The following is a 24887-nucleotide window of genomic DNA, read 5'->3' on the forward strand; positions in this document are numbered from 1 at the left end:
AATAAAGCGTTCACATTGCTGCTGTTCGCACAGTGCCGTTACCACAAGCTGATCGAGCAGGAACGCAATCTCGTGCCTGTCGATTTCCTGCATCGTCCATCCGTAGGCGGACTGCAGTCGCTCGTAGTAGCGCAGTAGATTCTGGTACGGAGAAAGAACTACGCCTCTTTCCCCGTCTCCTCGTTTGGGAGGTTCACCAGTTTGGAGAACGTCAACGACTGAATCCATCGAAAAAGGGAGCGCGTCAACGGTACGATGTCCGCAACGTCCACGTTTTCGTCGATGACTTCCTTCGTCACTTCCTCCCGTCCGAATCCAAGGACAATCAGTCGGACGTGCTCGTCCAAAAAGGCCTCAAGATTCATGTCCTGTTTGTCGGCATCAAAAAAGGCAAGGAACTCACGCCAGACCTTCATCTTCGGAGGGTTCGGCGTTATCTCCCTGCCCGCAATATGCAGTTTCGGCGTTTCCATCGTGTCCTCCCTCAGACCTGCTCGTACCACTTCGTCCCAGTCTCAGCGGCAAAGCCTGCCGCCTCTTCGTCTGCCTTGGCGTAGGACAGCCCGTCCGAGAGACGGTAGATCGCCTTTGCCGTCAGCGTCGGTGTGTCGAACTGAATGCTCTCCTGCTTCGAGTTGCCGCTCTCGGAGGGTTCCGTGAATTGGACTTTGTAGAATTTAGTGAAGCGTTTCTTCCCGTTCCTCTTATCCGACTGGAAGAGGACGGCGAAGTACGGAGCGACATCGTCCTTGCCCGCCTTCATCACGCCGTTCTCGATACTGTGCCCCAGAAGGTAAGCCGTATATTCGAGCGGCAATGCGGCAGTGTCGAAGGTAAGGTCGTAAGATGCGGTATTGGATACCGTATCCACGGACTGCCCGTCGGCAAAAAGCTCCGCCTGATTCGTCTGCGGCTTGATGTCCACCTTGCGTAAGAGCTTCCCAAGTGGGATGGGCTTCTCGTAGGTCGCCGTGCCGCCCGACTCGTCGGTGAGCATTTTTGCGATATGAAGTTTCTGGATGTTGATGAATTGCCCGCTCGTAAGATTCCCTGCGGGCTTTCCTGTTGGTGTTGGACTTGGCATATTATTCTCCCTCCATTGCTGTTCTGTAATCCGTAATTTCCACAAAAATATCTTTCTCAACAAGCTCCTGTGTCTGCGCACGGACAAATCCGAGCGGCAGAAGCACATTCTGCACGGCTTTATGAATCTCCGGAAAGCGTCCATCCTTTGTCAGAATGTGGATACGCACTGTCACGCGCCGCTCCAGTTCCGTGCCGTCTGCCGAGAGTGCTGGGACATCGGAGATCACCGAATAGACGATGATCGGATATGTCCCAGCATCGGGGCTGCGTCCGTGGTAGATGCCCTTCTTCCCGTGTGCGAGAAGCTGTGTCAGCTCCTTCGAGCGCACAAGTGCCTGATACACCATCCGTGCCGTACTCATTTCCCCCTCCTCCGAATGGCAGACCTTACGGCATCGACGATAGCAGAACGGATCCCGTCCTTCTTGGCATCAAGCGCGGGATAGAGAAACGGACGGTTGATGCGTGGGCTGAACTCAACGAGTGTACCGTAGAATACGCCGTCACTGGATTCCGCATCTGCTGCGATCCTCCAAACAGAGCCATCCTTGCGTCGCAGTCGCTTATGGATGGAGTCGCGCAGCGCACCTTTGACCACGCGCTTATCTGTTCCCGTATAGACGGGACAGCGGTTCTTTGCCTCCGCGACCACATCATCCGCGCCATGTGCGAGTGCTGCCTTTGCTGCAGCCGTCGCCTCTGCGCCAAGCTCGGACAATATCTTCTCGGCAGAGACGAATCCTCGGTATCTAGCCATCTTCCACCAACTCCCTGCATTCTATGACAAGCCACCGTTTCTTTCCACCAAGCGGATACGGCGGCGCGATAGGTATGAGCGTTTTATCATCCCAATGGATACGATCCGTCACTCGGACATCCGTGCGGTAGCGGATCACAATGCGGTAATCCACCTCCTGCACCTTCTCCGCATAGCCATCGGAGATTTTTTCCGCAAAGGGCAGAACGAGTGCCCAGGCCTTTGAAATCTCCTGCACAGAAGAGGAGCAGATATTCCCCTCATCATCCGTATCTGTCACAGGGCGCAGGATGGAGATTCGATGACGCAGTTCACTCATCGACACTCTCACCTAAAAGACCTCCTTCCGCACACCGAAGAGCAGAGAGCGCAGTGTCAGCGCAAGCCCTCTGTGATCCGCTTCCTCTCTGTGTTCATAGAGATAGGATACGGCATAGAGGATTGCAACGCGCACAATCGCCTGATCTTCGACCTTGGACAGTTTCTTCACGCGCAGTAATGCAGTACAAATCTGTTCTGCTGTCTCCGTAAAGTGTGTGAGGAGATCATCTTCCTCATCGCCGTCAATCCTAAGATACTGCTTGACTGCTGCAAGCGGCACAAGCATAGAACCACCTCCCCTCTTTGCCGCAAAAACGAAATTCCGTCAAATTGTTGCTGAATTTATCAGGGATTCCATACATCAACCCTTCATCTTGAGCGTCTGCACGGCTTCCTCAAGAACGAGTTTGCCGTCCACGCGCTCCTTCATGACGTAGCCGACCATGCCGTTGCCTGCAAACAGCTCCTTGAGTTCCTGCAGGGAACGTGTCCCACGGTCGCCGATGTTGTAGTAGGAGTAGTCTCCGAATGCGATGACAGTCTTGCCCGCCTCGACAGCAGGCATATATGCCGAAGAGTACACGGGATAGCCGAGCAGACGGTCCGGTTCGCCCATCTGGTAGGATGGCTGCCAGAAATACGCTCCGTTGGCATCCTTGAGTTTGCGGATGCTTGCAAGCGTCTGGTCGTTGACGATGAACGCCGCATTCTTGCGGTAGGGACGCTTGAGGCTGTAGACGAGTGTCACAAGTTCATCCGCTTTGAGGTCTGCCGCCGCTGTGGTGACGGATGTCTTTGCGGAGGCAAGGAGTCCCTTCGGCTTGTGCGTCCCGTCGCCATTCAGGAACGCGTCCTCCTCGGCGTTGCCGAGTGCTTTGCCGAACTGTTCGATGAGATAGTTTTCAAGCTTGAAGGCGTTGTCATAGAGCAGCTCCTCCGTCACCTTGACCGCAACGTGGAGCTTGTGCGCGTCGAGGACGATCTGGTCGAAGGTCGCCTCACCGAAAGTCAGAGGTGCGCCCTCCTCAACCCACGATGCGGCGGGCTTTGTGGCGGCAATGTTGATCTTATGCTCCCCGCTCGTGGTGATTACCGTCGCAAGCGGGCGCAGGACGTTCTCCTCATTCAGAACGTCAATGAGACGCTGATCGTATTCCTCGGGTACGAGATAGCCGCCGTTTGCATCCACGCCTTCCTGCAGGACGTTCTCCACCTGCCGGAAATTCGTACGCAGTGCCTTGAGCATTGCCGCACGGTATGCCTCGCTTGCACGTCCCGTCTTTTCAGAAGACAATCCTGCCCCCGGAGTGTTGGTGATCGCCGCTGTCACAGGCTTTGCGAGCTGCGCGTCGAGAATCGCCTGACGTTCCATGCGCTCGATGTCCTTCCCGAGCGCAAGCACCTCGTTCTCCATCTGCTCATACGCCTTGGCATCTTCGGCTGTGAGATGCCCGTCCTTTTCGTGAGAATCCAGAAACTGCTTTGCCTGTTCCCACATTTCTGCACGCTTCTCGCGCATTGCCATGATCTTATCCATGATCTTTTTCCCTCCGTTAGTGTGAAATAGAAAAGAGCCGTCTTTTCAGAGGCTCTACATCGACATTGTTTGATGGTGTTCCCTGCCCGAATTTCGAGAGCAGAGAGTTCGTGACGGCGGCACGGGAGAAGATCAGCCCGTCTGCCGTATCGGTCACAGGGCGCTGTGCGTCCGCATAGAGAACGGCATCTGCAAATCCAAGTTCCACTGCTTTCTTTGCATTCATCCACGTCTCGGCATCCATCAGCCGTGAAATCTTTGCACGGGAAAGTCCCGTCTTGAGTTCGTAGGCGTTGATGATACTCTCCTTGATTTCAGAGAGGAACGTGATTGTCCGCTCCATCTCATGTGTGTCTCCGATGGAAACGGTCATCGGATTGTGAATCATAATGGTGGCTACGGGCGACATCTCAACCGTTGATCCTGCCATCGCAACGACGGAAGCAGCAGAGGCGGCAATCCCGTCAATCTTGACGGCGACATTCCCCTTATACTCCATGAGCATATTGTAGATCTGTGCTGCCGCATAACAATCCCCGCCCGGTGAGTTGATCCAAAGGTCAACATCTCCCTCGGCAGCGTGAAGCTCGGAGCGGAACATCTGAGGTGTGACTTCATCGCCCCACCACGTTTCGTCCGAGATTTCACCATCAAGAAGCAAGATTCGCTTCTCTCCTTCGTTCCGTACCCAGTTCCAAAATTTACGTTTCATCACTTACTCCCTTCTGCCTAGCGGCAAACAACCCTGCGTCCCTCAGTTTCGTCATATTCCCGTTGATGAGATAGAGATCGCCACCCTCGTCCGCTTCGATGGGGTTCATGTCCTCAAGACTGCGGATGTCGTTCGCCGAGAGCCATCCGTTCTGCCGCCCGATGGCATAGCCTTCCATACGGCTCTTGTAATCCCCGCGCAGCAACCCATCCACATTGAAACGAATGAAGTAATCCTTCCGCTCCTTCTCCGTCAGCAATGCTTTTTGAAGCGACTGCTCCCATCGCATTACCCACGGATTCAAGGTGTATTTGACGAACTCCAAGGACTGCTGCTCGATGTTCGAAAACGAGGATTTCTCCAAGTCTCCGACCATATGCGGCGGTACACGGTAGAGCCGTGCAATCTCGTCAATCTGGAACTTCCTCGTTTCAAGGAACTGCGCCTCCTCGGGCGGTATGGCAATCTGCTGATACTTCACGCCCTCCTCGAGGACGGCGATCCTGCCCGTGTTCATCGTACCGCCGTAGACGGCGTGCCAACTCTCTCGCAGCTTTGACGGGTCTTTGAGCACCCCCGGATGTTCGAGTACGCCACCCGGACGCGCTCCATTCTTGAAGAATGCCGCGCCATACTCTTCCGTTGCAAGAGCGATGCCGATGGCGTTCTTTGCCATAGCGATTGGGCTATAGCCGACAAGTCCGTCAAAGCCGAGTCCCGGAATATGCAGCACATCCTCACGTCGCAGACGAATCTGCCCCTTGTCCGCAAAATTCGGATTCTCCTCCGTGCTTCGCATATAGGTGTAGTAGAGTTCCCCCGTGTGGCTGTCACGGCTGACCTCCATCTTGTCCGGGAGCAGCGGATAGAGTCCGAGAACACACCCCCTGCCATCCCGCAAAATTTGTGCATAGGCATTTCCCCACAAAAGAAGGTGACTCATCAATGTTTCGCGAAATATAAAGGAGGTCATCTCGGGATTCGGTGCATCGTGGAGCAGGAAGTACAGCGGATGTTCCGGCACGCGCTCTTTGCCCTGCCCTTTATATTTATATACGTGGAGCGGCAGTCCCGCGATGGATTCAGCGAGGATGCGGACACAGGCGTATACTGCCGTCGTCTGCATTGCCGTCCGTTCGTTGACTGCCTTGCCCGCCGCCGTCTGCCCAAACAAAAAGGACAAGCCGCCAAGATGATTCGTAGGCTTGTCCCGCGAACGGAAGAGTTTGCTAAATAGGTTCATGGAATCCTCCATTTCCAAAACGGCATGTAAAAAATCTCGCCACAGAAGATGATGAGAGTAAGAGCACCGCCCTTCCGAGCGGCACTCCCTCATTTCGGTTTAGAAGTTTTCGATGCAGGAAAGCCCCATGCTGTTGATGTCGGCTGTGAATTTCGCGCCCCGCGCAATCTCGTCGGCGGCTTTCAAAAGCTCCTCCGGCGTGGGATTTCCACCCATCTGGCAAATGCTGGCATTGGCTTTGATGTCTCGGAAAACCTTGCGGGCTTCCCAATCCGTCTTCTCGTAATCCGTTTCTTTGCGAATCTCGATGCGGATGCAGGTGTCGCGGTCGCTTTCGTTCGCCCAGCCCATCGTGTTTTCCTGCATCGCGAATCCGTATGCGGCGGCCTTGCTCTCGATGATCTCGGCAATTTCCTTCTTCGTCATTTTCTTTTCCTCCGTTTCTTGGTTCTTCGGTTTTCCCTTTCGGTATGTGTATATTCCCGTACTATCGGCAAAATAGCAAGGCCATATGTGAAGATAAAGAGTGTATACGATCGCCCTAAAACACCCACACACCACGGCTCTCATACACCGATTCCGACGTATCATTCCCGCAACGGATCGCACGATCCAGTGCCATGATAAGTGCGATCACACCGTCGATCTTCTCCATAGATTTCTCCTTATCTGCCTTGATGTTCCCCGCAGGGTCGGTGCGAATGAAGATGTTGTCTGCCATCCAGCGCATGACGGGATGCCCGCCGTGCGCTATTGTCTTTTCCAAGGTCAGCTTCATCAGTTCCTTGGTCGGCGGGCTCATATCCTTGAAGCCCTGCCCGAATGGAACAACGATGAATCCCATGCCCTCAAGGTTCTGCACCATCTGCACCGCGCCCCATCGGTCGAAGGCAATCTCGCGGATATTGTACTTCTCACCCAGTTTCTCGATGAACATCTCGATGAATCCGTAGTGAACCACATTTCCCTCTGTCGTTTGCAGGAAACCTTGCCTCTCCCACACGTCATACGGCACATGATCACGCCGCACACGCAGGTCAATGTTCTCCTCGGGAATCCAGAAATACGGAAGCACGGCAAACGGCTCATTTTCCTCCGTCGGAGGGAATACAAGAACAAATGCCGTAATATCCATCGTGGAGGAAAGGTCAAGACCGCCGTAGCAGACGCGCCCCTCCAAGGACTCGGCATCCACAGGTGTGGCGCACGCATCCCACTTATCCATCGGCATCCACCGTACAGACTGCTTCACCCACTGATTCAAACGCAGCTGACGGAAGCTGTTCTCCTCGGCGGGATTCTGCCGTGCAGAGTCACAGGCTGCCTGTACCTTGTCGATGCCGACTGTAATCCCGAGCGACGGATTCGATCGTTTCCAGACCTCCGGGTCTGTCCAATCCTCATCCTCCTTCGCTCCGTAGATCACGGGATAGAAGGTCGGATCAATCTTTCGCCCTTCGAGAATATCCTTTGCTTTCTGGTGTGTCTCGTAGCAGATGGACTGCGTATCCGTCCCCGCCGTAGTGATGAGGAAGTAGAGCGGCTGCATACGCGCATCGCCGGAGCCTTTCGTCATAACGTCAAAGAGCTTGCGGTTCGGCTGTGTATGCAGCTCGTCAAACACAACCCCGTGTATATTGAAGCCGTGTTTCGAGTACGCCTCTGCCGAAAGCACCTGATAGAAGCTGTTCGTCGGCAGATACACCATCCGCTTCTGGGAGGCGAGGATCTTCACCCGCTTGCCGAGTGCGGGACACATCCGCACCATATCTGCTGCGACCTCGAATACGATGCTTGCTTGCTGACGATCAGCAGCACAGCCATACACCTCGGCACGCTCCTCCCCATCGCCGCAGCAAAGAAGAAGTGCAACGGCGGCGGCAAGTTCGCTGTTGTGCGTTGGAACGAAGGATTCCCCTACCAGATAACAATGGCTTCTGCTGTCCACTTGAATGCACTGCATGGGGACTCTCTCTGAGAGCGGCACAATGTCTGCCAGATAATGAAAACAGGAGCGAGTGACGGGCAGGTTTCTTTTCTCGATCTGCAGCGTCTTTGCCGCAGGGATACGGATAACAGAGCGATGCACATCTTTTGCATTCCCCCTATATCGCTCGCGATATTCCATCGTCCGACGGTAGATTTCGCCCGTTGTCCAAAGTACGGAGCGCGGCTCACCGATGATGTAATCCACATTCCAGAGATGCCGCTCCCCTGCCACGATGGACGATCCGTCGCGGAAGGTCAATCGATAGGCTTGCTCCGTATCATCCACATCGCTCTTGGCGACAACTCGGCAGGGCTGTCCGTTTTCGTCAAAAACGGTATCTCCCACACGAATATCACCCATTGTAGTGAATCCGTTCGGTGTCGGGATTTTCGTATTGAGTGCCAACTGTTTTCCCTGTTTCTTGGGAATCTCAACATACGCCGTGTTGAACTGGCGATACCCGCTCGGCTTCAAAATTCCGAAAATGTCTCGGATAATGCGCTCCTGCCAGTCGATGAGTTCGAAGGGCTTTCCTGCCCACGTCCCCTTCGTATGGCACAGGCACTCGATAAAGCCCACAGCATAGTCCGCAGCGGCTTTGTCATAGTGCGATTCCTCTGCCATGAACTTTGTCGGCTTGTAGTCCGTCAGTTTCCGCAAGCAATCACCCCCATCAAAAAAGAGCCGCCGTCAGCGACTCAAAAACACAGAAACGAGAAGCAGCCCCGAAGGGCTGTTTTGTTGTTCGGCGTGGCTTAGATGCGCTTCATGCACCAAGCCATCGCGTGACCGCCGTCCTCGAAAAGCTCGGTGGCGGCTTCGACAAGGTTCAAGCGGCATTCAATGTCCGCGAAGCCTGTCTCCTCTGGCGTTTCGACCATCTCGTAGACGGCTGCGTGGAAGCCCCAGCATTCCATCCCGACGACAAGGATCTGCTCGCCGTAGCGAAGGATCGCGCCGCTCGTTCCGAACCGCATCTCATCGAGGTGCTCCATCGTGGTGGTCTTCGGCCATCTTGCTTCTGCGTTTCTCATTTTGTGTTCCTCGCTTTCTGTGTGTAGGTTGTTCCCTTTGGTCATGTACATATATGCCTCTAAACGCAGAATATAGCAAGTCGTATTTTGAATAAACTACACTTATTTTTCGAGAGAAACACAGCCCCGAAAGGCTGTGCTAAATCCCTAGAATCGTAAGCTATTTTTCACCCGTGAGGATAAATCGTACATACGTCGCACGGTCTTCCTCGATGAAGCAGACCAGTTCGTAGAACCCCATCTCGAACGCCATCCGCTGAACTCTGGGGACGTCGAACATATTCACCCGCCCGGAGTTGCGGATGTCCATGATCTGGGAAACAACCTTCTCGTTCATGATCTGTCGCCTTTCTGCACGATGTGGAAAGAGTCCACACCGGGGATCAGGCTCAGTGACGATCCTGTCTCCCACCGAACGAGAAGCTGTCCCGCGTCATCGACGCCCATGACCTCGCCCCTCGTCCCCGTCGGCGGGGCTTGCGGATCGTCCATCGAGAGGAGTTCCACTCTCGTCCCGTGCGGGTACCGCTCTCGAAGTGCGGCAATCTGCTCTCTACTCGGAAACCGCATGATCTTCAGCCTCCTTCCGATGTCCGCTCTTGAACGCGCTGCTGCCGATGAGGTTCTGCAGGAGGATCTTGCGGCTCTCCTTGTAGGCGCTGCCGATCATGCCGAGGCGCAGGAGGAAACAGCGGAATGCGTATTTCTCGTTGTCCACGATCTTCTCCTTTGCCGTGACGCGCTTCTGCGTCCGTGCCATCTCGCAGAGCTTACTGATAAACTCGGCGTATGCCTTTGCCGTCTCGTCGGTGATTGTGCCGTGTAGCCATGCAAAGGTGATGCGGTCATCGATGAGTGTGTAGGTTGCCTCTTTGATGTCAAAGGCGTGGCGAATCAGCCGCCCCTTGCTCCGAAGGAGTGCGTCCAGATTCTTCAGTGCCGTCTCGGTGAAAAGGCTGCGTGGGAGACTGATGGAAAGGTTGTCCTCATCGGTTGCTGCAACGACAGCTTCCTCCATCGCAGTAACTTCTGCCGGCGTTTCTGTTGGTGTCAGCTTATCCTCTGCCGGATCAACTTCGCTAGGCTCTTCCACCGCCGCTTCCGGTCGGCTCGGCTCATTCGCCCCTGTGTCCCCGCAGAAAGCCTCGTTCTCCCCATCCTCGGACGTGAAACCTGCCTCGCGTAGTGCCGTGCGCACACGCGTAACAGTCGCTTCGTCTGCGGCATCATCGAAGCAAAGGATGCCGTCCTTCGTGATTTCGAACGCACCGACCTTGTAGGAAAAGCTCGGTGCGCCGCAGTATGTGGGCTTCGTCTCAAGCACCTTGCCGACGATCCCGACCATCGCCTTGCGCTCTTCCTTCTGGATGTTGTAATTGACCTTCATTTTGAAAACCTCCTTTATGAACTTTGGTCATTACATTCATCACTCGTATGGGAAGAATTAGCAAGCGGATTGTGTTGTATACACCATAGCCTCAGTGAGATAAACCACAGAGTATTATCATTTCACAGAATGAGGAGCAGTCATCCGCTCGAGCATCTTGCCCGTCATCCAGATCGCCCCGTCAATGACAAGCGGCAGGAAGATGCGGTCACGGAATCTGCACCATCCTGACTCCTTCTCGGCACTCTCTTTCAGTGCCGCCGTATACGCCGCCGACACTTCACGCGCCGCAGGAAGCCCCTTCTCATGCAGCCATAGGACGGTCGCTTCCTTCGCCTCCGTCCGCACGAAATCTCCCACATGATTCTTCAGTTCGTTTTGAATGTGTTCCAGTTTCATCTTCAACACTCTCCTTCATAGTCCGTTACCCCACGCGCAATGGCGCGGGCAAATTCATCCTGCTGCGAACGCAGAAGCTCTGCGTCACCCGCATGGTCGATAAACGCAAGTTCCACGAGCACAGCGACCGCATCGGTGTTGCTCAGAACGTACAGACCGTTGACACCGGGCTTTGCCCCCTTCACGCCGCGATCCACGGTTCCGAGTGCATCCACAATCTGATTCTGGATGCACTGTGCCAGTTTCTCTCCCTCTCCGCTTCCGTAGTAGTGCCAGACCTCCGTTCCGTTTGCCGTGCCGTTACAGGCGTTGCAGTGAATGGAGACAAACACATCGGCATCCACACGGTTGGAGGCCGATACGACCTCATGCAGACTATCGGACTGCAAGTTGCCGACCACCTCGACACCTGCGGCACTCAGATAGCCCGCAACAAGGTCAGCGACGTTCTTTGCCACATCACACTCTCGCAGCCCATACCCAAACGCACCGGGATCTGGATTCCCGTTCGGTGCATGACCCGGATTCAAAAACACACGCATCACGATTCCTCCTTCGCTTTTAACACATCCGCATACGGAATGCGCTCACCGTCACGTTCCAAAAACACATCCTCGGCATTCCCGCCTTTGCTCTGAATGTATCGCTCGACAGCGACATCCACGAATTTCGGCTCAAGTTCCACGCCGTAGCAGATACGGTTCAACTGCTCACAGGCAATCAGTGTCGATGCCGAACCAAGGAATCCGTCGAGAACGATACCATTCGTCTGTGTACACTGCTTGACGAGATACGCGATGAGCGGAACGGGCTTCGAGGACGGATGTCCGCATCCGTCCTTCTTCGAGTCCTTGATGCGATCGAATGCAAAGACAGTGGTCTGCTTCTGATCGCCGTACCACCTATGCCGTCCGTCCTTCCTCCATCCCCAGATGATTGGCTCGTGGATGTATTTCCAGTCCGTCCGTGTGAGGACAAGGCGGTCTTTCTTCCAAACGAGTCCCGCACCAACTTTAAAGCCCGCATCCTCATAAGCGTCATGAAAGATGCGGGCTTTTGCTGTTGCGTAGAAAACGTAGATGGATGCGTCCGTCGCCATCGCCGAGTGAAAGGCGATAAAGGCAGATTTGAGGAACTCGTAGGCGTCCTTGTCATTCAGATCGTCGTTCTTGATCTTCCCGGAGGAACTTTCCAGAGCCACAAAATACGGCGGGTCCGTGCAGACGAGATTGACCTTCTCACTACCGAGCAGTCGCTCGTATGTCCCCGGCAGAGTGGAATCTCCGCAGATGACACGGTGCTTGCCGAGATGCCAGACATCGCCCAACCGAGCGATACACGGCTTTTCCAGTTCTGCATCCACATCGAAGTCATCTTCCTGTGCTTCACCGTCATCCAGTGAGAGCAGGTCGGCAATCTCGAATTCGTCAAAGCCCGTGAGTGAGATGTCGAAGTCCATCCCCTGCAACGCTTCCATCTCAACGCGCAGCATATCTTCATCCCATCCTGCATCTAGTGCAAAACGGTTGTCTGCGAGGATGTATGCCTTCTTCTGCGCCTCGGTCAGATGGTCGACGAATACGCACGGAACTTGCTCGATGTTCTCTGCCCGTGCGGCCATAACGCGCCCATGTCCTGCGAGGATGCCGTAGTCCTTGTCAATGATGACGGGACTGACGAATCCAAACTCACGCAGACTGCCGCGCAGCTTGTTGATCTGCTCCGGCGAATGCGTCCGTGCGTTGTTGGCATACGGAACGAGTCTCTCAATTGGAACGAGCTTCATCTCCGATGTTGTTTTGTTCAAATGACTTCCCTCCTTACTTCCTCGAGCGCAACAGCCGCTCCATCCGATCCTCCTGCGGCGATCCGCTGAATGTGGTGGTGCAGTTCTGCTTTACGATGTCAAATATCTCATACCAGAGCAGATTGGACTGCTTCTGAAACGCCTGTCCCATTTGAACAAAGGGGCTTGCAATCGCTCCACCTGTCGTCGGATGCTTGCCAATGAGCCCGTATTGACTCATTGCTTCCTCACACTGGATGAAGCGGGCAAATGCCTGCGCGTAGCTTTCAATGAGGCGAGGATTCACGAGACGCTCACAGCCGCGCTCCTTGAGCCACAGCCACGTCTCGCGGAAAATCTCGTCTGCACCGAGCGGCTTTCCATTCCGCTGACGCGCCGACAGGTACTCGCTCGGATTCGGCATCTCCTCGCCGTAGAGGTCGGCGGCATCCACAAGGTCTGTGCCGCCCAGTTCCATCATCGGGAACTCCATCATGTGTGCTGTGCGCCCGCCCGCGATTTTATCTGCGAGTGCTTCGGGTTTGTCTCCCGCCCGGATGCGCCGTCCGCCGCGATTTGTACCGTCACGCGCCATCTTCCCGCCCCCTTCCTTTAATACCCCGTTTGAACCGACGTTTTTGTGCGTGCGCCCCCTCCCCGGTCCAGTAACGGCGCGGTTTTAGAGACTTGACCGCCCCCTAGGGGGCTAGTGGTCGCCTCTGCCGCGCTGATGAATCCGCTCATGACAGGATACGCAGAGCGACATCAAGTTGCTCTCATCGTGCGTGCCGCCGTCGGCGAGAGGTCGAATATGATGCACGAGTGCCGCGAGAACGTATCTGCCCTGCTCTTTGCATTGCTCGCAGAACGGATCCCCCGCCAAGTGTCGATCACGAATCCTGCGCCATGCTCCGCCGTACCTCTCGTGCTGATCGTAGCCACGGGAAAAATGCTCGTAATGTCGCTGCACGACTTTCTCGTGGGCCTCACAGTAACAGCTTTTTCGATCCGTCAGGTTCGGGCAGCCCGTCATGCGGCAGGGACGTTTCGGCTTTCTCGGCATCGCTTCACCTCCATTGCGGCATGAAAAAACCTCCGCCGGGATTGCTCCCATTGGAGGTCGAGCCTTTAAGCATACTTTTCATGACACCATTTTACCATGTCAACACCGGAACTCAAGAGAATTATAGTGAAGTCTTTTTACGTGATTTCATTTCCCTGCAAGAATCTTATCCACAGCAGTGAGCGCTTTGGAATGGAGAATATGCACCCAGCGGGAAGTATAGTGCATCTCGCCCGCAATTTCGTCCCACGACATAAAGCTGAGATACCGAAGCTCCAACAGCATGAGCGCATTGGTGTCCTGCACCTTGCTAATGGTCGCCATAACCTCACGTTTCAAATCTACCAAATGGTCGATGTCATCGTTGATCTCATTCTCCAAGTCGACAATCTTGTCGATGGTATCCGCCAAGCGATGAACATTTCTCGTGCCACTGACAGGCTCCGTTCCCATTGTGGACGTGGCTCTGGTAGCAAGATCACGCAGGGAGTTCACTTGGCGGAGCTTGCTGTTGACCCGTTGATCAATACGATATGCCTGACTGAGATATTCCTTTGCGGTCATGCAAATTCCCTCTCTAACTGTTGAAGAAGCCACTCTCCGTTTATACTCGTCAACTGACCAAACCATGCGGAGCGAAAAAACCGCTCCGTCTCAGAGCGCATCGCTGCCGCTGCAACATTCTCCGGGTCTTTGCCGAGAGCCGTCCGCGCCCACCGATAGTCTTTCGCCGTCTGTTCGATGATTGCATTGGCAAGAACCTCACAGTTCATCATGGGAAGCCACCTCCAGATTTGCTTTGACGGCATCAATGAGTGCCGTCTGCGTTTTGTTCTTTCGCCCGAGAGCCTGCATGACATTCTCATCAATTGTTCCCACCGTTATGATGTGGTGGATGACCACAGTTCCTTTTTGTCCCTGCCGATAGATCCGTGCATTGGTCTGCTGATAGAGTTCCAGACTCCATGTAAGCCCAAACCAGATGAGCGTCGAGCCGCCGAATTGAAGATTCAGTCCGTGTCCCGCCGATGCTGGGTGAATCACGGCGACAGAGATTTTTTCTGCGTTCCAATTCTCAATATCTGCGCTCGAGCGAATCTCTTGAACGGGCAGCCGCTCCTTGATACGCTCAAGGTCATGCCGATACCAATACGCAACGAGTACGGGCTTTCCATTCGCACTCTCAACGAGGTCTTCCAATGCATCCAGTTTGCGGTCATGCAAATGCACGGACTTCCCGTTCTCCGTATAAACCGCTCCGTTTGCCATCTGGAGGAGTTTTCCGGAAAGTGCCGCCGCACTAACGGCATCAATCTCCGTACCACCAAGGGCAACCACCATGTCCTGCTTCATCCGATCATAGAGATCCCGCTCATGCTCCTCCATAGCGACACACACGCTATTTGAAATGATCTGCGGCATTTTGAGATAATCCTTTGAACGCATGGAAATCGTGATATCCTCAATCCGACGGTAGATTTCATCCTCCGCACCCTCGCGTGGCTTATAGCTGAACACCATCTGTTGATTCCGTTTGTCGGGAAGGAAAAAGTCATTGCGGTAATGGGAGATGAATCTGCCGAGCCGCTTGCCCATATCCAGAAGACGAAACTCAGCCCAGAGATCCATAAGCCCATTTGCCGACGGTGTTCCCGTAAGCCCTACGATCCGCTTGACCGTGGGACGCAGCTTCAAGAGTGCACGGAACCTTTTCGCCTGATGAGATTTGAACGATGAGAGTTCATCAATGACGATCATATCAAAATTCATTGATGCGCCGCTTTCTTCGATGAGCCACTTTACATTTTCTCGGTTGATAATATACACATCCGCATGTTGCATGAGTGCGGCCGTCCGTTCCCTCGGTGTTCCCATAACCACAGAGACGCAGATATTTCTCGTATGCTCCCACTTTGCGATCTCCGACGGCCATGTGTCACGCGCCACGCGCAGAGGAGCGATAACAAGTACCTTTCCGATCTCGAAGAAGTCGTGCAGGAGTTCCTCGATTGCCGTAAGAGTGATGACTGTCTTCCCAAGCCCACAATCCAAGAAAATCGCGGCTTCCTTGTGATGAAGGATAAACTCCTTGGCGTATGTCTGATAAAAATGCGGTTCATAACGCATTGATAATTCCTCCGATCTCTTCTTTCCCATCGACCACATAGACCTTGAATCCGAGCGCACGCAGCTGCTCGATACGCCGCACCTGCAAGGGGCGCGGCTTCCTGCCCGGAGCCTTAAGTTCCATAAAGCACATCTTGCCGCCCGGCATAAGTACAAGGCGATCCGGCACACCTGCACATCCCGGAGATATGAACTTCAGTGCAAGTCCGCCGTGTAATTTTATGTATAACCTAGTGAATTTTTCCAAATCTGATTCACGCATTGAGATTCCTCGCTTTCCAGATTTCTTGTGATAGTGGTGTGTGTCACCGCCTATACTATATATATAATATATATTTATATATCCTATACTCTTCACTCTTTTCTCTATCCCTATATATAAAGGGTATAAGAAGTATCACTTCTGTCACCAAAGGTCTGTATCCCCAAAAACCACAGGGGCGGAGTACGGTGATACCCTTGTGGGTTTTTACTCACCGCACTGCCACAACCTGCATCTTAGCCTTTCAAAAAATCATCTTCGGGTGAACTCCAGAAGCCTGTATATTCCTGAAGTGCTTCCGGGGTCAGCAGGAGATCCCGATAGACATTTCCATAACTTCGACGTATGGTCATTGAGCTGAAATCTGTGTGATAATACCGAGCCAGAGTGGTTCTGAACTCCCGCGCCGTCTTCGCATAGCCGTTGTTGTTGAGTCTGCACCATGTCTGGTAGATACGGTAGACCTGCCCCGTCGTGACCTCGCTGCATTTTACGCCCTCGGGGCGTTTCATCATGCACTCTGCATGGAAGGCAAGCACGGAGTTGTTCTCGACCATGTATTCCTCTCTTGCCGCCAAAACGGACTGCGGTTCCGTGAATCGGTAGCCGTTTTGGATGACCGCACGCAGGGCGTGGACTGCCTTACGGACAATCCCGTCACGCTCGGCATATAGCTTTTCTCCGAGAAATCTGTCCTGCTTGTCGATGGGAATGGCATTTTTGCAATGTACCTGCATGATACGGTCATGCACCCACTGCCCGTCATCGCCCCCAAACCTCGGCAACTGATTCATGCAGAACCAGAACAGCCCGTTGAAGGTGAACTCAAATCCGTTCTGTCCCTTGAATTCCGCGAAGATGCTGTCCCCGCCCGTGCATTTCTTGAAGGTCTTGAGTTCATCCACGGTGATGAAGCTCATATCCGAGCTGCCCGCAAGGCGCATTCCGTAGATCAACCCCGTGCCGAACCGTGCCTCAATCTCACGAAGATCAATGCCGACATAGTTCCCCCTGCCAAGCAGCTGCTCCACCAGACATTTGAGACGGGATTTTCCCGTATCCCCCGCTCCGTACATAAAGAGAGCCTTCTTCATGCGCCATCCTTTGACGTTGGAAAGACACGCTCCGATAAACTCGAGCAAAAGCTGCTGAATCTCCGAATCCCCGTCCGTGAGGGTTTGCATGAAACGGTCGAATACCGGTGTCGCAAGATCCTCCTGTGACCACGCGCACGGAATCTGTATGGTGGATAACAGGTCGGAAGCATGCTCGGTCAGTTCCATCGTGGAGAGATGGAGAATCCCGTTCTGAAAATTGATGATGTCCTCGTCGGCATTGAGGTCGGAATCCTTGATGTAGTTCAGATCCGTTGTGAGGATGCGGAATGTCTCGTCTACCTTCCGCATCTCGATCATCTCCGAATCGTAGGATGCAATGCAGTTCTTGATGAGACCTTTCAGCATATCGTCCGCATAGAGACGGTACACTCCGCCCTCGTAAACATACCGCAGGACACCGTGCCGCGCACTGTCGCGGACAAAGATGTAGTGCAGGTTCTGCCGAATGTAATCTGCAAGTGCCGGACAGCTGATGACAGGATTTCCCTTTGCGTTGAAGTGAATGAAATCCGGGTGATCCATTACCGATGCATGGAACACGCCGTGACAGGCTTCCACGCCGACGCGGATCGTTGCTGCCTTGTAGTCCTCGCGCTCCCACTTCCGGCGGTAGAGTGCGGACTTACGAAAGACGGCATCAATCAGGGCTGCATCGTTTCCCGTCCGAAAGGCAATCAGGGCACAGAGGGCGGCATCTGCTTCCGAGGCACTGCCGTACTCTGAGATGTCACCACGGTCGAAGAGCCGTGCAAACTTCCCACCGTTCTTCGCTTTTCGCAAAGAACAAACGATGTCGAATACGGCGCGGTCACCGTCCTCCTTCGGACGGTAGTTCACGGGCTGCTTGCGAAGCATATCTTTCCGCAGTGTGGTCAGCACGGCTTCCGTCCCGTCGGCAAACGGTACGTCGTGCAACACATCTCCCGTGAAGACGGCAAATCGGTTGGTCAGTCCGCCGACGTAAAGCTCCATTCCATTGTGCGGATTCTTGACGTAGAATTTCGGATCGAGTTTTTCCTTGCCGTCCTTGTCCTTTGTTTTCGGAATGCGGTCATAATCACAGCAACCGTAGATGTGTATGCCGTTTCCGCTGACGGATTTCTCGGCGTAGGTGTCATGTCTGCGGATCTGCAGCTGCACCATCGCATCCGCTTCGTCCCTGTGGTCAATGTCCAAGAAGTACATTCCCTTGGGGATAATGAAGCCGACTCCACCGTAGGACGATGCCTCTGCCGCACGCCGGGCTTCCTCGAACGTCACCCAACTTGCCCGAAATGCATGATTCGATCCCGTGATACCGCCGTCTGCGGCACAGGGCTTCTTCGTTCGATTGCCATTCTGCATGGCATAGTTCCAACAGATCCAGATTTTCTGTGTTTTGAGTTCGTCGATGGTCATCCCCATACGACCTCCTCGCACTTGGTGTTGTAATAGCGCACCGGAATGCAGAGTGATCTTGCCTTTGCAATCTCCATCTGCATCCCCTCGGTAATTTCCATGCCAAACGCCCAGAGTTCCTTGCACTGACGCAGGAGGACAAAGTTCATATGGATGGCAAGTTCGCGATCCTGCTCCTCGGACATGAACTGTGGGAACAGCAGATGAGGTGCCAGAGGAATACACCCACGCCGCACGGCGAAGCGGCAATACTCCCGTGCACGCATGATATTGACACGTGGATTATTGCGATACGCCGAACAGATGTAAATGATTGGGAAAGATGCATTCATCTCCCTCTCGAGAGTCCTCATCGCTGCTCCCGCCGTCGGATCCGGATAGTGTGATTCATTGAAGTGTTGCATAAATTTCTCCTTTTTAATCACGGGGAAATCACATCCCCTTTTCATAAGAGTGCAGACAGAAAAAGGGGATGTGGTCACCATTTCTTAAAAATTTTTCAATCAAATTTATTTTGACAAATATTCATGGTTCAAAATCCTTCATAACCTCTTTGCAGGAAAACTTGTTTGTGCACGCGAATATTAAAACGAATAAAGGAGGAGACAGATGGTACGACCTATTGTCAAAGATGCCATGTTTCTGGGACAGCCATCGGAGGAAGCTGTGAAATCCGATCTCTCCATTGCAAACGATCTGCTCGACACACTCAAATCCCACGTCGGACATTGCGTCGGACTTGCTGCCAACATGATCGGAGAGAAGAAGCGCATCATCGCTGTATGTATTGGAAAATCTCATCTTGTTATGCTGAATGCGGAGATTGTAAAATCGTCCACGGAACAATATGAAACGGAGGAAGGATGCCTGTCCCTCCCCGGACAGCGGAAAACCATGCGTCATACGTGGATTGAAGTCACATACCGCGACATAAAGTTTCGCAAACAGAAAAACAAGTTCTCGGGCTTTACGGCTCAGATCATTCAACATGAGATTGACCACTGCAACGGCATTCTGATATGAGATTTTTGGAGATTTTAGGCTCTATTTGTTTGCGTGAGCTAAACACTGCCTTACATATCAAGCGATGCCAATTGACGGGATAGAGACCAAATATCTCTAAAAAAGAATATATGCACAGGAAAAATAAGCTCTTTGTCCAAAAAGATGCAGGAGGGATACTACTATGAAATATTTGTTCCGTATTCTGTCCATATTGGCACTATTCGTCTTTTCCCTTTGGGGTACTGTATATGCTCAGGAAACTCCCTTCCTCACGCCCGGAAAAGCCACCTTCCTTTACATGAACACCAAGGAAGTCAACGCCTCTTATGACAACGAATCCTTAAAGTTTGTGACACTGAATAGTGGGGTTCTCAAACTAATGAGTCGTGACGGGCGACATGACTATATGTCCTTTACCGGCTACGACGGTACAAATGCGGGTATCGGATACGCCGTGCGCGAAGTTTACACAACGAATCCCAGTATGAAGTTTTTTGAAATCATCGCAGACCGAGGGGCTCATGCCAAAAACTGTGGATACTGGATCGTTGGAAAAAGAGACGGTAACTGGGTTTGCTTTGTCTCCATTGACAGTCTCGCACAGATGGGATATACCTCGGGAGACTGGCATCAGATACGGACAGCCATCAACGAGGACGGCACTGGCAGATTCTTGCTCACAAGTCAACATGAGTACATGCCGCCAGGAGCGCAGTTCCAGTATCAACGAAAATTTGCAGTCGATTTACGGCTGCAGCTCTTTTGGGATCAAAATGCACGATGGTTTGGCATTCGTAAGCTCTAGCATGAATCAGGCAGACTGCAACATTCGCAGTCTGCCTGATTTATTTAGTCCTTCCGATAAAATTCGCACTCATACCCATCCGCCTTAAGCGGCAACCCCTTCGCCCACGGTGGATTCTCAGCCATGATGGAGCATATCTCCTCCACCGACGAAACTCCGTATGGGACTTCGAGTACGATTTCGTCATGAACGTGCATCACAATGTCAAAGCCCCTGTTTCGAAGCTGTTTCATTGCGAAGACGAGCAGATCACGAGCTGTTCCCTGTGTGATATTTTCAACAAGTTTCCCGCCGAAGGTTTCAATCCTCTCCCACTTCTTTGTCATACCAAGACCTTCATAGGTGACGGATTCCCCTCCGAATCGATTCTCTCCGATGCGCGGCTTCGCATACGCAAGTTCTCTGCCACTCGGCAATCGTATAAACAAAACGCCGCTCTTATACACACAACGAATGCCATGTGTTTCTACTTCAACGCGTCGTTTCACACAGGTCTTGACGGCACGATCCACATCCCACCAGAATTGCACGATATGTGGATTTGACGCACGCCAGAGATCCACAAGAGGCTGAAGCTCCTCTTCCTTCATTCCGGACTCGACCGCGCCCATCGCAACAAGAGCGCCGACGGAGCCGCCGTATCCACAACTCAAAACTGCCTGTTTCCCTTTCTGGCGCAGATCTGCATTCTCGCCATGCTTTTCAACTTTGCAATGAAACATACGCGATGCCGTTTCACAGTATATGTCCCCATGCTCTCGGAACACGTCGAGCACCCACTGCTCCCCTGCAAGCCATGCGAGGACTCTTGCTTCGATGGCAGCATAGTCAGCGACAACGAAGCGGCAGGCGGGGTGTGGCACAAATGAGGTGCGGATAAGCTGCGAGAGAACATCCGAGGTACTGTCATAGAGCATATCCAGAAGCTCGAAATCACCGTCTTTGACAAGTGTGCGAACCTCCTTCAGCTGCGCGAGATGGTTTTGGGGCAGATTCTGTAATTGAATGAGTCGCCCCGCGAAGCGCCCCGTTCTGTTTGCACCGTAAAACTGGAACAATCCACGCGCACGGTGATCCGCTCCCGTGACCGCTTCCATTGCCATATACTTCTTGACGCTTGTCTTGGATAGTTGCTGCCGCAGTTCCAATACCTCCCGCACATCTCCCGTTGCTGTTTTAAGCATTTTGGTCACTTCACTCTTTGCAAGAGATTCCACCGAGAGTCCTTTCCCGTGCAGCCAGTCCATAAGCTGAAGCGGAGAGTTCGGGTTCTCAAGATCCGTGAGATTCTGCGCCCGTTCAAGGCAGACCGCCTTGCTCCGCTCATCGCAGCAGATCGCCTGTGTGACAAATGTGGTGTCTACCAAAATCCCACGGTCATTGATTTCTTGGTCGATGACGTAGTTCTCCCACTCACTCTCCGGCACAGGAAATTTCTTCAGCCGCGCCTGAATTGCCATCTCCGTTTCCACATCCCGCTTGTTGTATTCCGTGAATAGTTTCCATTTTTCGGGAGCATCTGCAGGAAGATTACGTGTCCTGCCGCCGTTGCTCCTGGTCGCCTTGCACGGGACACAGAAATACCGTATAAGGTCTTTCCCCTCCTCCAACTTCTGCCGATCAAGCCACAGCACAGCCCCTACATCTTTTAGAGATAACGGCAGTCCAAGCGTTGCCGCCCAAATCATGGAGCAACGCCATGCGTTCGGTTTTAGGTGAATGCCTAGATGCCGTGAAAGGCATACGCGCTCAAACATGGCGTTGAACGCCCATTTTGTGACAGTCTCATCCGTTAGTGCCGCAAGAATCTCTTTCGGGATCTCTTCCCCATTCGCCAGATCCACAACCTGCACTTCTCCTCCATCCACAGAATATCCGAACAGCAAGATTTCAAAATCCTCCGATTCCGCATACTTATATACGCCCGCCTTGGCAAGCGGTACGCTTGAAAATGTCTCAACATCGATACTGATGGACTTCATATCTCTTCTCCCATAAAAACAGGCAGCGGCTTGCGCCGCCGCCCATTCCTGCAAAATCCGATTGGTCAGCTGAGGAAATCCTCATCCTCACCGTCAAGACTCTCAAAATCCAATGCTGCCGATGAACGCCCGCCGAGGGGTTCGCCATCCTCGAGTTTCTGGATGTTCCCGAGTCCGCAGGCGATGCCCTTGTTCCCGTTGGAGTTGAATGCATAGAGCGTAATGCTCACGCGCGCATAGCACCCGGAGTACACCTCATCGCGATCCAAAATTGGCTGAACCTTGCGGTTCACAATCTGCGGAGCCGTCCGCGCATTTGCATTGATGAAGTATGCATCCTTGTAGTTTTCGTCATTGGGACGCTCAACATCGCCGTCACGTAGCGGCAGCTTGATTGCGCCCTTGTTCGGTTTCTTCCCGCCGAACTTGCCGATTCCCGCTTCGATGGCAGCATCCACCGCCGCTTGAATATCCTTGACCGTCTTGGTATCCGATTTCGGAATGATAAGGCTGACGGAGTATTTCTCCTCGCCGCCGTTGATGGATACCGGCTCCCACACATGTGCATAGGAGAGACGAACCTTGCCCGTGATAACCTTCGTGTTGTTGTTTTTCATTGCCATTTTAGTTTTCCTCCATAATAGTTTTGAATTCGGACTGGACATTACCTGTGTGAATCGCCGAACGCTTGTCCGATATCGGGACGAGTGTCGGCTTTCCGGGCGGCTTTTCGATAAGACCGCCAAGAATATCTGTAAATGCTTTCTTTCCCATTAATTTTTCCATCTGGGTCAGTGAAATGAGTTTCCTATCGAAGATGTCCGTATACCCTGCCGATTCTGCCTCCCTGGCAACGGCATCTTCATCCTTGTACCTGCGGACGGAACGCCCCTCCACAATCTTGAAGCCCGTCCACTCCTTGCCGTGGTTGAGCGCCGCATCCGTCGCATAGGCGAGAATGGCATTTGCCCACTTGATGAGTTCCGGGATTTCTCCGAGAACGTCCTCAATCTCCTCGTCCGTAATGAGCGGTGGATACTTGAACTCCTCTTTGGCAAGCCGCAGTTTCTCCTCCGCACGCGCCCTGCACCGAACAGCTGCACGGCAAAACGTACACCATTTGCCTGCGCAGTATTCTCCCTCGCCCGCATAGGCGAGGCGCGCTTTCTCCACAAGATCGTCCCTCGCCCAACGCAGAAGCTCTTCTTTGGGGAGCGACCATGTGCATACATTTTCCCTTCGAGGTTGGAAGATACTCACGGAGATTTTCTGGATATCATAAATTCCGTCGAGAAGTTCCAATGCGCCGAGTGCGTAGAGCATCATCTGGGGATTGTGTTCCGCCTCTACGAGTACGCCCATGCCATACTTGAAGTCAATGACATGGAGCATATCCCCGCCGACAAGGATGCAGTCCGCCGTCCCAAATGCTTCCGGAACGTAGCGTGTGAGATCGATCCGCTGCTCAACCAGCACCATCGGGGACGGGATTTCTCCCATCTGCTCCTGCACGAACGAAACATACGCATCGGAACAGCGCTCCATCTCATCGTCCTCGAAATCCGAGTGCGGTCGTTTGCTGCGCAGTTTTAGAAACTTGCGGAGCTTGTGCTCACAGAGCGCATGCGCCGCTGTTCCTTCAGCGGCGGCTTCGCTCGGCGAAGACGGAAACTCGCGCTCAAGACAAGCGGACGGCGGGCAGCGTACCCACCGATGCGCCGCCGACGGTGAGAGCAGTGCGTGCGCCCCCATCAAATCCCCTCCGCTTCCTGGAGGAGGGCAACGAAGGCATCGGGTGAAATGTCACTCAGACGCTCCGCTCCATACTTTGTGATAAGATCCTTGACCGCCTCGCGTTTTCCCTCCGTACTCTTACGCACGAGAACGGCACGAACATCTTCAAGACTTACACTATCTACAGTTTCTTTGAGCTGCGGCACAGCAGCTTCGAGTGCATCTGCTGCATCACGTAGCACTTTGGACAGGTTTTTCAAATCAACCATTTTCATCGGTTCCTTTCATAAACAGAGTTTCTTTCGGCAGTTTGGCAATCTGTCTGATCGCCGGAAGACCAACGGTGAGTTTTACCTCACAGTTCTCTTTCCCCCTTTCACTAGAGTGCAGACAGAATGCGGCTTAATGGTCACCGTATTTTCAAGTTTTTTTCGGAGCATCACGAAAAGTTTTTCTTTCCTCTTGTGGATAGCCGTCTTTGATCTCCCACCCATAATTCTTGCAATCTCACGCTCCGATACAGCTTCACCAATCAATTTAAGGAGGAGCTGATCCATCGGAGCAAGTTTGTTGACTTCGGTGATGAGTGCTTCAATCAGCAGCCTCTTTATGCAAGTAGTTTCCAGCAGCTCTGAAATGAATATTTCTTCTTTCACAACTCCAATCCACGATTCTCGGTACACAGGATGTGTACAACTCTCGCAGTCGTGGTCGCACTCATTTTTGCGATTCTTGTATATGCACGAATACTTTGCTCGACATTCTTGCTGTTGCTCACGTAATACTGAACGTTTATAAAACGTGGAGACCTCGTATGTAGCTAAGACTTTCACAACCTGTACCCTACGATTTCCTATTCGACACCACTCAACTTCATTGCAGGAAATACCATAATCACGAATTGTCTCAGCAGTGACTTCCATCAAAATAAATTCTTTCATCGTTGTATCCTTTCTGTCTGAACGAGGTCAGCGGGATACAACGAAGGCCGATGCACTTGACGTACACCGGCCGCAATTACCTAAAAATGGACATAGCGGTAAACGGTGGGACATCGAAGTGCCATATGCGCTGCGTATGCGCAGCATGGTCTTCGTATGTTCCCGCCGCCTTTAATGGCCATCTCAAGGCTTTGAGATTG

The 24887-nt window shown here is 53.0% G+C and carries 34 protein-coding genes; 3 read left to right on the forward strand and 31 right to left on the reverse strand.

Translation table 11 applies throughout. The features are described from left to right. Nucleotides 1–15: 15 nt before the first annotated feature. A complete protein-coding gene (locus HMPREF9162_RS12865) occupies nt 16–138 on the forward strand; it encodes a hypothetical protein (protein ID WP_256359070.1) in 123 nt (40 codons plus the stop codon). A gap of 20 nt (nt 139–158) precedes the next feature. On the opposite strand, the gene HMPREF9162_RS05035 is transcribed toward HMPREF9162_RS12865, so the two are convergent. The 26 genes from HMPREF9162_RS05035 to HMPREF9162_RS05160 all read right to left on the reverse strand — a co-directional run bounded on the left by HMPREF9162_RS05035 (nt 159) and on the right by HMPREF9162_RS05160 (nt 18552). Further along, nucleotides 159–473 carry a hypothetical protein gene (locus tag HMPREF9162_RS05035; RefSeq protein WP_009438328.1) on the reverse strand — a complete coding sequence of 105 codons (315 nt, stop codon included), beginning with the start codon at nt 471–473 and terminating at the stop codon, nt 159–161. Between the two features lie 11 nt (nt 474–484). Beyond that, on the reverse strand, nt 485–1084 hold the full coding sequence (locus HMPREF9162_RS05040) for a major tail protein (RefSeq protein ID WP_009438504.1): 600 nt from the start codon (nt 1082–1084) through the stop codon (nt 485–487). A gap of 1 nt (nt 1085) precedes the next feature. After that, nucleotides 1086–1448 (reverse strand): DUF3168 domain-containing protein, encoded by a 363-nt coding sequence (locus tag HMPREF9162_RS05045; RefSeq protein ID WP_009438352.1) that lies wholly within the window; start codon nt 1446–1448, stop codon nt 1086–1088. After that, entirely contained in the window at nt 1445–1843 is a 399-nt protein-coding gene (locus HMPREF9162_RS05050) for an HK97 gp10 family phage protein (RefSeq protein ID WP_037350244.1), read from the reverse strand. Before HMPREF9162_RS05050 ends, HMPREF9162_RS05045 begins: the two co-directional genes overlap by 4 nt. Continuing rightward, nucleotides 1836–2174: a phage head closure protein gene (locus HMPREF9162_RS05055; protein WP_009438503.1), complete on the reverse strand. Its 339-nt coding sequence runs from the start codon at nt 2172–2174 to the stop codon at nt 1836–1838. The genes HMPREF9162_RS05050 and HMPREF9162_RS05055 overlap by 8 nt, the downstream gene beginning before the upstream one ends. Further along, nucleotides 2175–2450 carry a head-tail connector protein gene (locus HMPREF9162_RS05060; RefSeq protein WP_006306686.1) on the reverse strand — a complete coding sequence of 92 codons (276 nt, stop codon included), beginning with the start codon at nt 2448–2450 and terminating at the stop codon, nt 2175–2177. A 75-nt stretch (nt 2451–2525) separates the two neighbouring features. Then, nucleotides 2526–3701 (reverse strand): phage major capsid protein, encoded by a 1176-nt coding sequence (locus tag HMPREF9162_RS05065; RefSeq protein WP_009438550.1) that lies wholly within the window; start codon nt 3699–3701, stop codon nt 2526–2528. Between the two features lie 16 nt (nt 3702–3717). Next, the gene (locus HMPREF9162_RS05070) at nt 3718–4413 is read right to left on the reverse strand and encodes a head maturation protease, ClpP-related (RefSeq protein ID WP_009438505.1); all 696 of its coding nucleotides are present in this window, start codon (nt 4411–4413) and stop codon (nt 3718–3720) included. Continuing rightward, nucleotides 4403–5656: a phage portal protein gene (locus tag HMPREF9162_RS05075; protein WP_009438391.1), complete on the reverse strand. Its 1254-nt coding sequence runs from the start codon at nt 5654–5656 to the stop codon at nt 4403–4405. Before HMPREF9162_RS05075 ends, HMPREF9162_RS05070 begins: the two co-directional genes overlap by 11 nt. 99 nt (nt 5657–5755) lie before the next feature. Beyond that, on the reverse strand, nt 5756–6082 hold the full coding sequence (locus HMPREF9162_RS05080; protein ID WP_009438373.1) for a hypothetical protein: 327 nt from the start codon (nt 6080–6082) through the stop codon (nt 5756–5758). A gap of 115 nt (nt 6083–6197) precedes the next feature. Further along, complete coding sequence (locus HMPREF9162_RS05085; protein WP_009438459.1) at nt 6198–8306, reverse strand: terminase TerL endonuclease subunit; 2109 nt, start codon at nt 8304–8306, stop codon at nt 6198–6200. Between the two features lie 95 nt (nt 8307–8401). Then, the gene (locus HMPREF9162_RS05090) at nt 8402–8680 is read right to left on the reverse strand and encodes a hypothetical protein (RefSeq protein WP_037350273.1); all 279 of its coding nucleotides are present in this window, start codon (nt 8678–8680) and stop codon (nt 8402–8404) included. Between the two features lie 160 nt (nt 8681–8840). Then, nucleotides 8841–9017, reverse strand: coding sequence for a DUF5049 domain-containing protein (locus HMPREF9162_RS05095; protein ID WP_006306644.1), 177 nt, complete (start codon nt 9015–9017; stop codon nt 8841–8843). Beyond that, nucleotides 9014–9250: a DUF4314 domain-containing protein gene (locus HMPREF9162_RS05100; RefSeq protein ID WP_009438455.1), complete on the reverse strand. Its 237-nt coding sequence runs from the start codon at nt 9248–9250 to the stop codon at nt 9014–9016. Before HMPREF9162_RS05100 ends, HMPREF9162_RS05095 begins: the two co-directional genes overlap by 4 nt. Continuing rightward, nucleotides 9234–10067: a hypothetical protein gene (locus HMPREF9162_RS05105; protein WP_009438392.1), complete on the reverse strand. Its 834-nt coding sequence runs from the start codon at nt 10065–10067 to the stop codon at nt 9234–9236. The genes HMPREF9162_RS05100 and HMPREF9162_RS05105 overlap by 17 nt, the downstream gene beginning before the upstream one ends. Nucleotides 10068–10184: 117 nt before the next feature. Next, nucleotides 10185–10466: a hypothetical protein gene (locus HMPREF9162_RS05110; protein ID WP_009438578.1), complete on the reverse strand. Its 282-nt coding sequence runs from the start codon at nt 10464–10466 to the stop codon at nt 10185–10187. 2 nt (nt 10467–10468) lie between these two features. Then, the gene (locus HMPREF9162_RS05115) at nt 10469–11008 is read right to left on the reverse strand and encodes an N-acetylmuramoyl-L-alanine amidase (RefSeq protein ID WP_009438400.1); all 540 of its coding nucleotides are present in this window, start codon (nt 11006–11008) and stop codon (nt 10469–10471) included. After that, on the reverse strand, nt 11008–12273 hold the full coding sequence (locus HMPREF9162_RS05120; RefSeq protein ID WP_009438414.1) for a site-specific DNA-methyltransferase: 1266 nt from the start codon (nt 12271–12273) through the stop codon (nt 11008–11010). The genes HMPREF9162_RS05115 and HMPREF9162_RS05120 overlap by 1 nt, the downstream gene beginning before the upstream one ends. A 13-nt stretch (nt 12274–12286) precedes the next feature. Continuing rightward, on the reverse strand, nt 12287–12847 hold the full coding sequence (locus tag HMPREF9162_RS05125) for a P27 family phage terminase small subunit (RefSeq protein WP_009438345.1): 561 nt from the start codon (nt 12845–12847) through the stop codon (nt 12287–12289). Between the two features lie 111 nt (nt 12848–12958). Further along, nucleotides 12959–13315, reverse strand: a complete 357-nt coding sequence (locus HMPREF9162_RS11910) for an HNH endonuclease signature motif containing protein (protein ID WP_037350248.1) — start codon at nt 13313–13315, stop codon at nt 12959–12961. Between the two features lie 147 nt (nt 13316–13462). Next, nucleotides 13463–13879, reverse strand: coding sequence for a hypothetical protein (locus HMPREF9162_RS05135; RefSeq protein WP_037350250.1), 417 nt, complete (start codon nt 13877–13879; stop codon nt 13463–13465). Continuing rightward, nucleotides 13876–14088 carry a hypothetical protein gene (locus HMPREF9162_RS05140; RefSeq protein WP_037350275.1) on the reverse strand — a complete coding sequence of 71 codons (213 nt, stop codon included), beginning with the start codon at nt 14086–14088 and terminating at the stop codon, nt 13876–13878. Before HMPREF9162_RS05140 ends, HMPREF9162_RS05135 begins: the two co-directional genes overlap by 4 nt. Next, the gene (locus HMPREF9162_RS05145; RefSeq protein WP_009438361.1) at nt 14078–15442 is read right to left on the reverse strand and encodes a DEAD/DEAH box helicase; all 1365 of its coding nucleotides are present in this window, start codon (nt 15440–15442) and stop codon (nt 14078–14080) included. Before HMPREF9162_RS05145 ends, HMPREF9162_RS05140 begins: the two co-directional genes overlap by 11 nt. Further along, nucleotides 15432–15704 carry a VRR-NUC domain-containing protein gene (locus HMPREF9162_RS05150; protein WP_037350251.1) on the reverse strand — a complete coding sequence of 91 codons (273 nt, stop codon included), beginning with the start codon at nt 15702–15704 and terminating at the stop codon, nt 15432–15434. The genes HMPREF9162_RS05145 and HMPREF9162_RS05150 overlap by 11 nt, the downstream gene beginning before the upstream one ends. A gap of 236 nt (nt 15705–15940) precedes the next feature. After that, the gene (locus HMPREF9162_RS05155; RefSeq protein ID WP_139057082.1) at nt 15941–18226 is read right to left on the reverse strand and encodes a phage/plasmid primase, P4 family; all 2286 of its coding nucleotides are present in this window, start codon (nt 18224–18226) and stop codon (nt 15941–15943) included. Beyond that, nucleotides 18217–18552: a DUF4406 domain-containing protein gene (locus tag HMPREF9162_RS05160; protein ID WP_009438558.1), complete on the reverse strand. Its 336-nt coding sequence runs from the start codon at nt 18550–18552 to the stop codon at nt 18217–18219. The genes HMPREF9162_RS05155 and HMPREF9162_RS05160 overlap by 10 nt, the downstream gene beginning before the upstream one ends. 277 nt (nt 18553–18829) lie before the next feature. On the opposite strand from HMPREF9162_RS05160, the gene HMPREF9162_RS05165 reads away from it, so the two are divergent. Together HMPREF9162_RS05165 and HMPREF9162_RS05170 are read left to right on the forward strand one after the other, a co-directional pair. Further along, a complete protein-coding gene (locus HMPREF9162_RS05165) occupies nt 18830–19243 on the forward strand; it encodes a peptide deformylase (protein WP_009438507.1) in 414 nt (137 codons plus the stop codon). Between the two features lie 163 nt (nt 19244–19406). Continuing rightward, nucleotides 19407–20030, forward strand: a complete 624-nt coding sequence (locus HMPREF9162_RS05170) for a hypothetical protein (RefSeq protein WP_009438445.1) — start codon at nt 19407–19409, stop codon at nt 20028–20030. A gap of 44 nt (nt 20031–20074) precedes the next feature. Here the strand turns inward: HMPREF9162_RS05170 and HMPREF9162_RS05175 are convergent, their stop codons facing one another. The 5 genes from HMPREF9162_RS05175 to HMPREF9162_RS05195 form a co-directional block, all read right to left on the reverse strand. Then, the gene (locus HMPREF9162_RS05175) at nt 20075–22012 is read right to left on the reverse strand and encodes a DNA polymerase (RefSeq protein WP_009438426.1); all 1938 of its coding nucleotides are present in this window, start codon (nt 22010–22012) and stop codon (nt 20075–20077) included. A gap of 65 nt (nt 22013–22077) precedes the next feature. Continuing rightward, a complete protein-coding gene (locus HMPREF9162_RS05180) occupies nt 22078–22635 on the reverse strand; it encodes a DUF2815 family protein (protein WP_009438471.1) in 558 nt (185 codons plus the stop codon). Between the two features lies 1 nt (nt 22636). Next, nucleotides 22637–23764 carry a DUF2800 domain-containing protein gene (locus HMPREF9162_RS05185; protein WP_037350254.1) on the reverse strand — a complete coding sequence of 376 codons (1128 nt, stop codon included), beginning with the start codon at nt 23762–23764 and terminating at the stop codon, nt 22637–22639. Further along, a complete protein-coding gene (locus HMPREF9162_RS05190; protein WP_009438439.1) occupies nt 23764–24015 on the reverse strand; it encodes a hypothetical protein in 252 nt (83 codons plus the stop codon). Before HMPREF9162_RS05190 ends, HMPREF9162_RS05185 begins: the two co-directional genes overlap by 1 nt. Before the next feature lie 81 nt (nt 24016–24096). After that, nucleotides 24097–24687 (reverse strand): hypothetical protein, encoded by a 591-nt coding sequence (locus HMPREF9162_RS05195; RefSeq protein ID WP_037350256.1) that lies wholly within the window; start codon nt 24685–24687, stop codon nt 24097–24099. Nucleotides 24688–24887 lie beyond the last annotated feature (200 nt).

Origin of the sequence: Selenomonas sp. oral taxon 137 str. F0430, assembly GCF_000183625.1 — a bacterium.
In the GTDB taxonomy this organism is placed as follows: domain Bacteria; phylum Bacillota; class Negativicutes; order Selenomonadales; family Selenomonadaceae; genus Centipeda; species Centipeda artemidis.

Bases quoted from the DNA above. Each gene is read 5' to 3' on its own strand.
- HMPREF9162_RS05160 (WP_009438558.1), bottom strand. From the start codon at position 18,552: ATGAATGCATCTTTCCCAATCATTTACATCTGTTCGGCGTATCGCAAT.
- HMPREF9162_RS05195 (WP_037350256.1), bottom strand. From the start codon at position 24,687: ATGAAAGAATTTATTTTGATGGAAGTCACTGCTGAGACAATTCGTGAT.
- HMPREF9162_RS05180 (WP_009438471.1), bottom strand. From the start codon at position 22,635: ATGGCAATGAAAAACAACAACACGAAGGTTATCACGGGCAAGGTTCGT.
- HMPREF9162_RS05155 (WP_139057082.1), bottom strand. From the start codon at position 18,226: ATGGGGATGACCATCGACGAACTCAAAACACAGAAAATCTGGATCTGT.
- HMPREF9162_RS05140 (WP_037350275.1), bottom strand. From the start codon at position 14,088: ATGAACTGTGAGGTTCTTGCCAATGCAATCATCGAACAGACGGCGAAA.
- HMPREF9162_RS05135 (WP_037350250.1), bottom strand. From the start codon at position 13,879: ATGACCGCAAAGGAATATCTCAGTCAGGCATATCGTATTGATCAACGG.
- HMPREF9162_RS05080 (WP_009438373.1), bottom strand. From the start codon at position 6,082: ATGACGAAGAAGGAAATTGCCGAGATCATCGAGAGCAAGGCCGCCGCA.
- HMPREF9162_RS05065 (WP_009438550.1), bottom strand. From the start codon at position 3,701: ATGGATAAGATCATGGCAATGCGCGAGAAGCGTGCAGAAATGTGGGAA.
- HMPREF9162_RS05165 (WP_009438507.1), top strand. From the start codon at position 18,830: ATGGTACGACCTATTGTCAAAGATGCCATGTTTCTGGGACAGCCATCG.
- HMPREF9162_RS05095 (WP_006306644.1), bottom strand. From the start codon at position 9,017: ATGAACGAGAAGGTTGTTTCCCAGATCATGGACATCCGCAACTCCGGG.
- HMPREF9162_RS05045 (WP_009438352.1), bottom strand. From the start codon at position 1,448: ATGAGTACGGCACGGATGGTGTATCAGGCACTTGTGCGCTCGAAGGAG.
- HMPREF9162_RS05110 (WP_009438578.1), bottom strand. From the start codon at position 10,466: ATGAAACTGGAACACATTCAAAACGAACTGAAGAATCATGTGGGAGAT.
- HMPREF9162_RS05175 (WP_009438426.1), bottom strand. From the start codon at position 22,012: ATGAAGTCCATCAGTATCGATGTTGAGACATTTTCAAGCGTACCGCTT.
- HMPREF9162_RS05150 (WP_037350251.1), bottom strand. From the start codon at position 15,704: ATGCGTGAATCAGATTTGGAAAAATTCACTAGGTTATACATAAAATTA.
- HMPREF9162_RS05145 (WP_009438361.1), bottom strand. From the start codon at position 15,442: ATGCGTTATGAACCGCATTTTTATCAGACATACGCCAAGGAGTTTATC.
- HMPREF9162_RS05100 (WP_009438455.1), bottom strand. From the start codon at position 9,250: ATGCGGTTTCCGAGTAGAGAGCAGATTGCCGCACTTCGAGAGCGGTAC.
- HMPREF9162_RS05090 (WP_037350273.1), bottom strand. From the start codon at position 8,680: ATGAGAAACGCAGAAGCAAGATGGCCGAAGACCACCACGATGGAGCAC.
- HMPREF9162_RS05185 (WP_037350254.1), bottom strand. From the start codon at position 23,764: ATGGGGGCGCACGCACTGCTCTCACCGTCGGCGGCGCATCGGTGGGTA.
- HMPREF9162_RS05075 (WP_009438391.1), bottom strand. From the start codon at position 5,656: ATGAACCTATTTAGCAAACTCTTCCGTTCGCGGGACAAGCCTACGAAT.
- HMPREF9162_RS05070 (WP_009438505.1), bottom strand. From the start codon at position 4,413: ATGAAACGTAAATTTTGGAACTGGGTACGGAACGAAGGAGAGAAGCGA.
- HMPREF9162_RS05040 (WP_009438504.1), bottom strand. From the start codon at position 1,084: ATGCCAAGTCCAACACCAACAGGAAAGCCCGCAGGGAATCTTACGAGC.
- HMPREF9162_RS11910 (WP_037350248.1), bottom strand. From the start codon at position 13,315: ATGCCGAGAAAGCCGAAACGTCCCTGCCGCATGACGGGCTGCCCGAAC.
- HMPREF9162_RS05050 (WP_037350244.1), bottom strand. From the start codon at position 1,843: ATGGCTAGATACCGAGGATTCGTCTCTGCCGAGAAGATATTGTCCGAG.
- HMPREF9162_RS05115 (WP_009438400.1), bottom strand. From the start codon at position 11,008: ATGCGTGTGTTTTTGAATCCGGGTCATGCACCGAACGGGAATCCAGAT.
- HMPREF9162_RS05035 (WP_009438328.1), bottom strand. From the start codon at position 473: ATGGAAACGCCGAAACTGCATATTGCGGGCAGGGAGATAACGCCGAAC.
- HMPREF9162_RS05060 (WP_006306686.1), bottom strand. From the start codon at position 2,450: ATGCTTGTGCCGCTTGCAGCAGTCAAGCAGTATCTTAGGATTGACGGC.
- HMPREF9162_RS05190 (WP_009438439.1), bottom strand. From the start codon at position 24,015: ATGGTTGATTTGAAAAACCTGTCCAAAGTGCTACGTGATGCAGCAGAT.
- HMPREF9162_RS05105 (WP_009438392.1), bottom strand. From the start codon at position 10,067: ATGAAGGTCAATTACAACATCCAGAAGGAAGAGCGCAAGGCGATGGTC.
- HMPREF9162_RS05125 (WP_009438345.1), bottom strand. From the start codon at position 12,847: ATGGCGCGTGACGGTACAAATCGCGGCGGACGGCGCATCCGGGCGGGA.
- HMPREF9162_RS05170 (WP_009438445.1), top strand. From the start codon at position 19,407: ATGAAATATTTGTTCCGTATTCTGTCCATATTGGCACTATTCGTCTTT.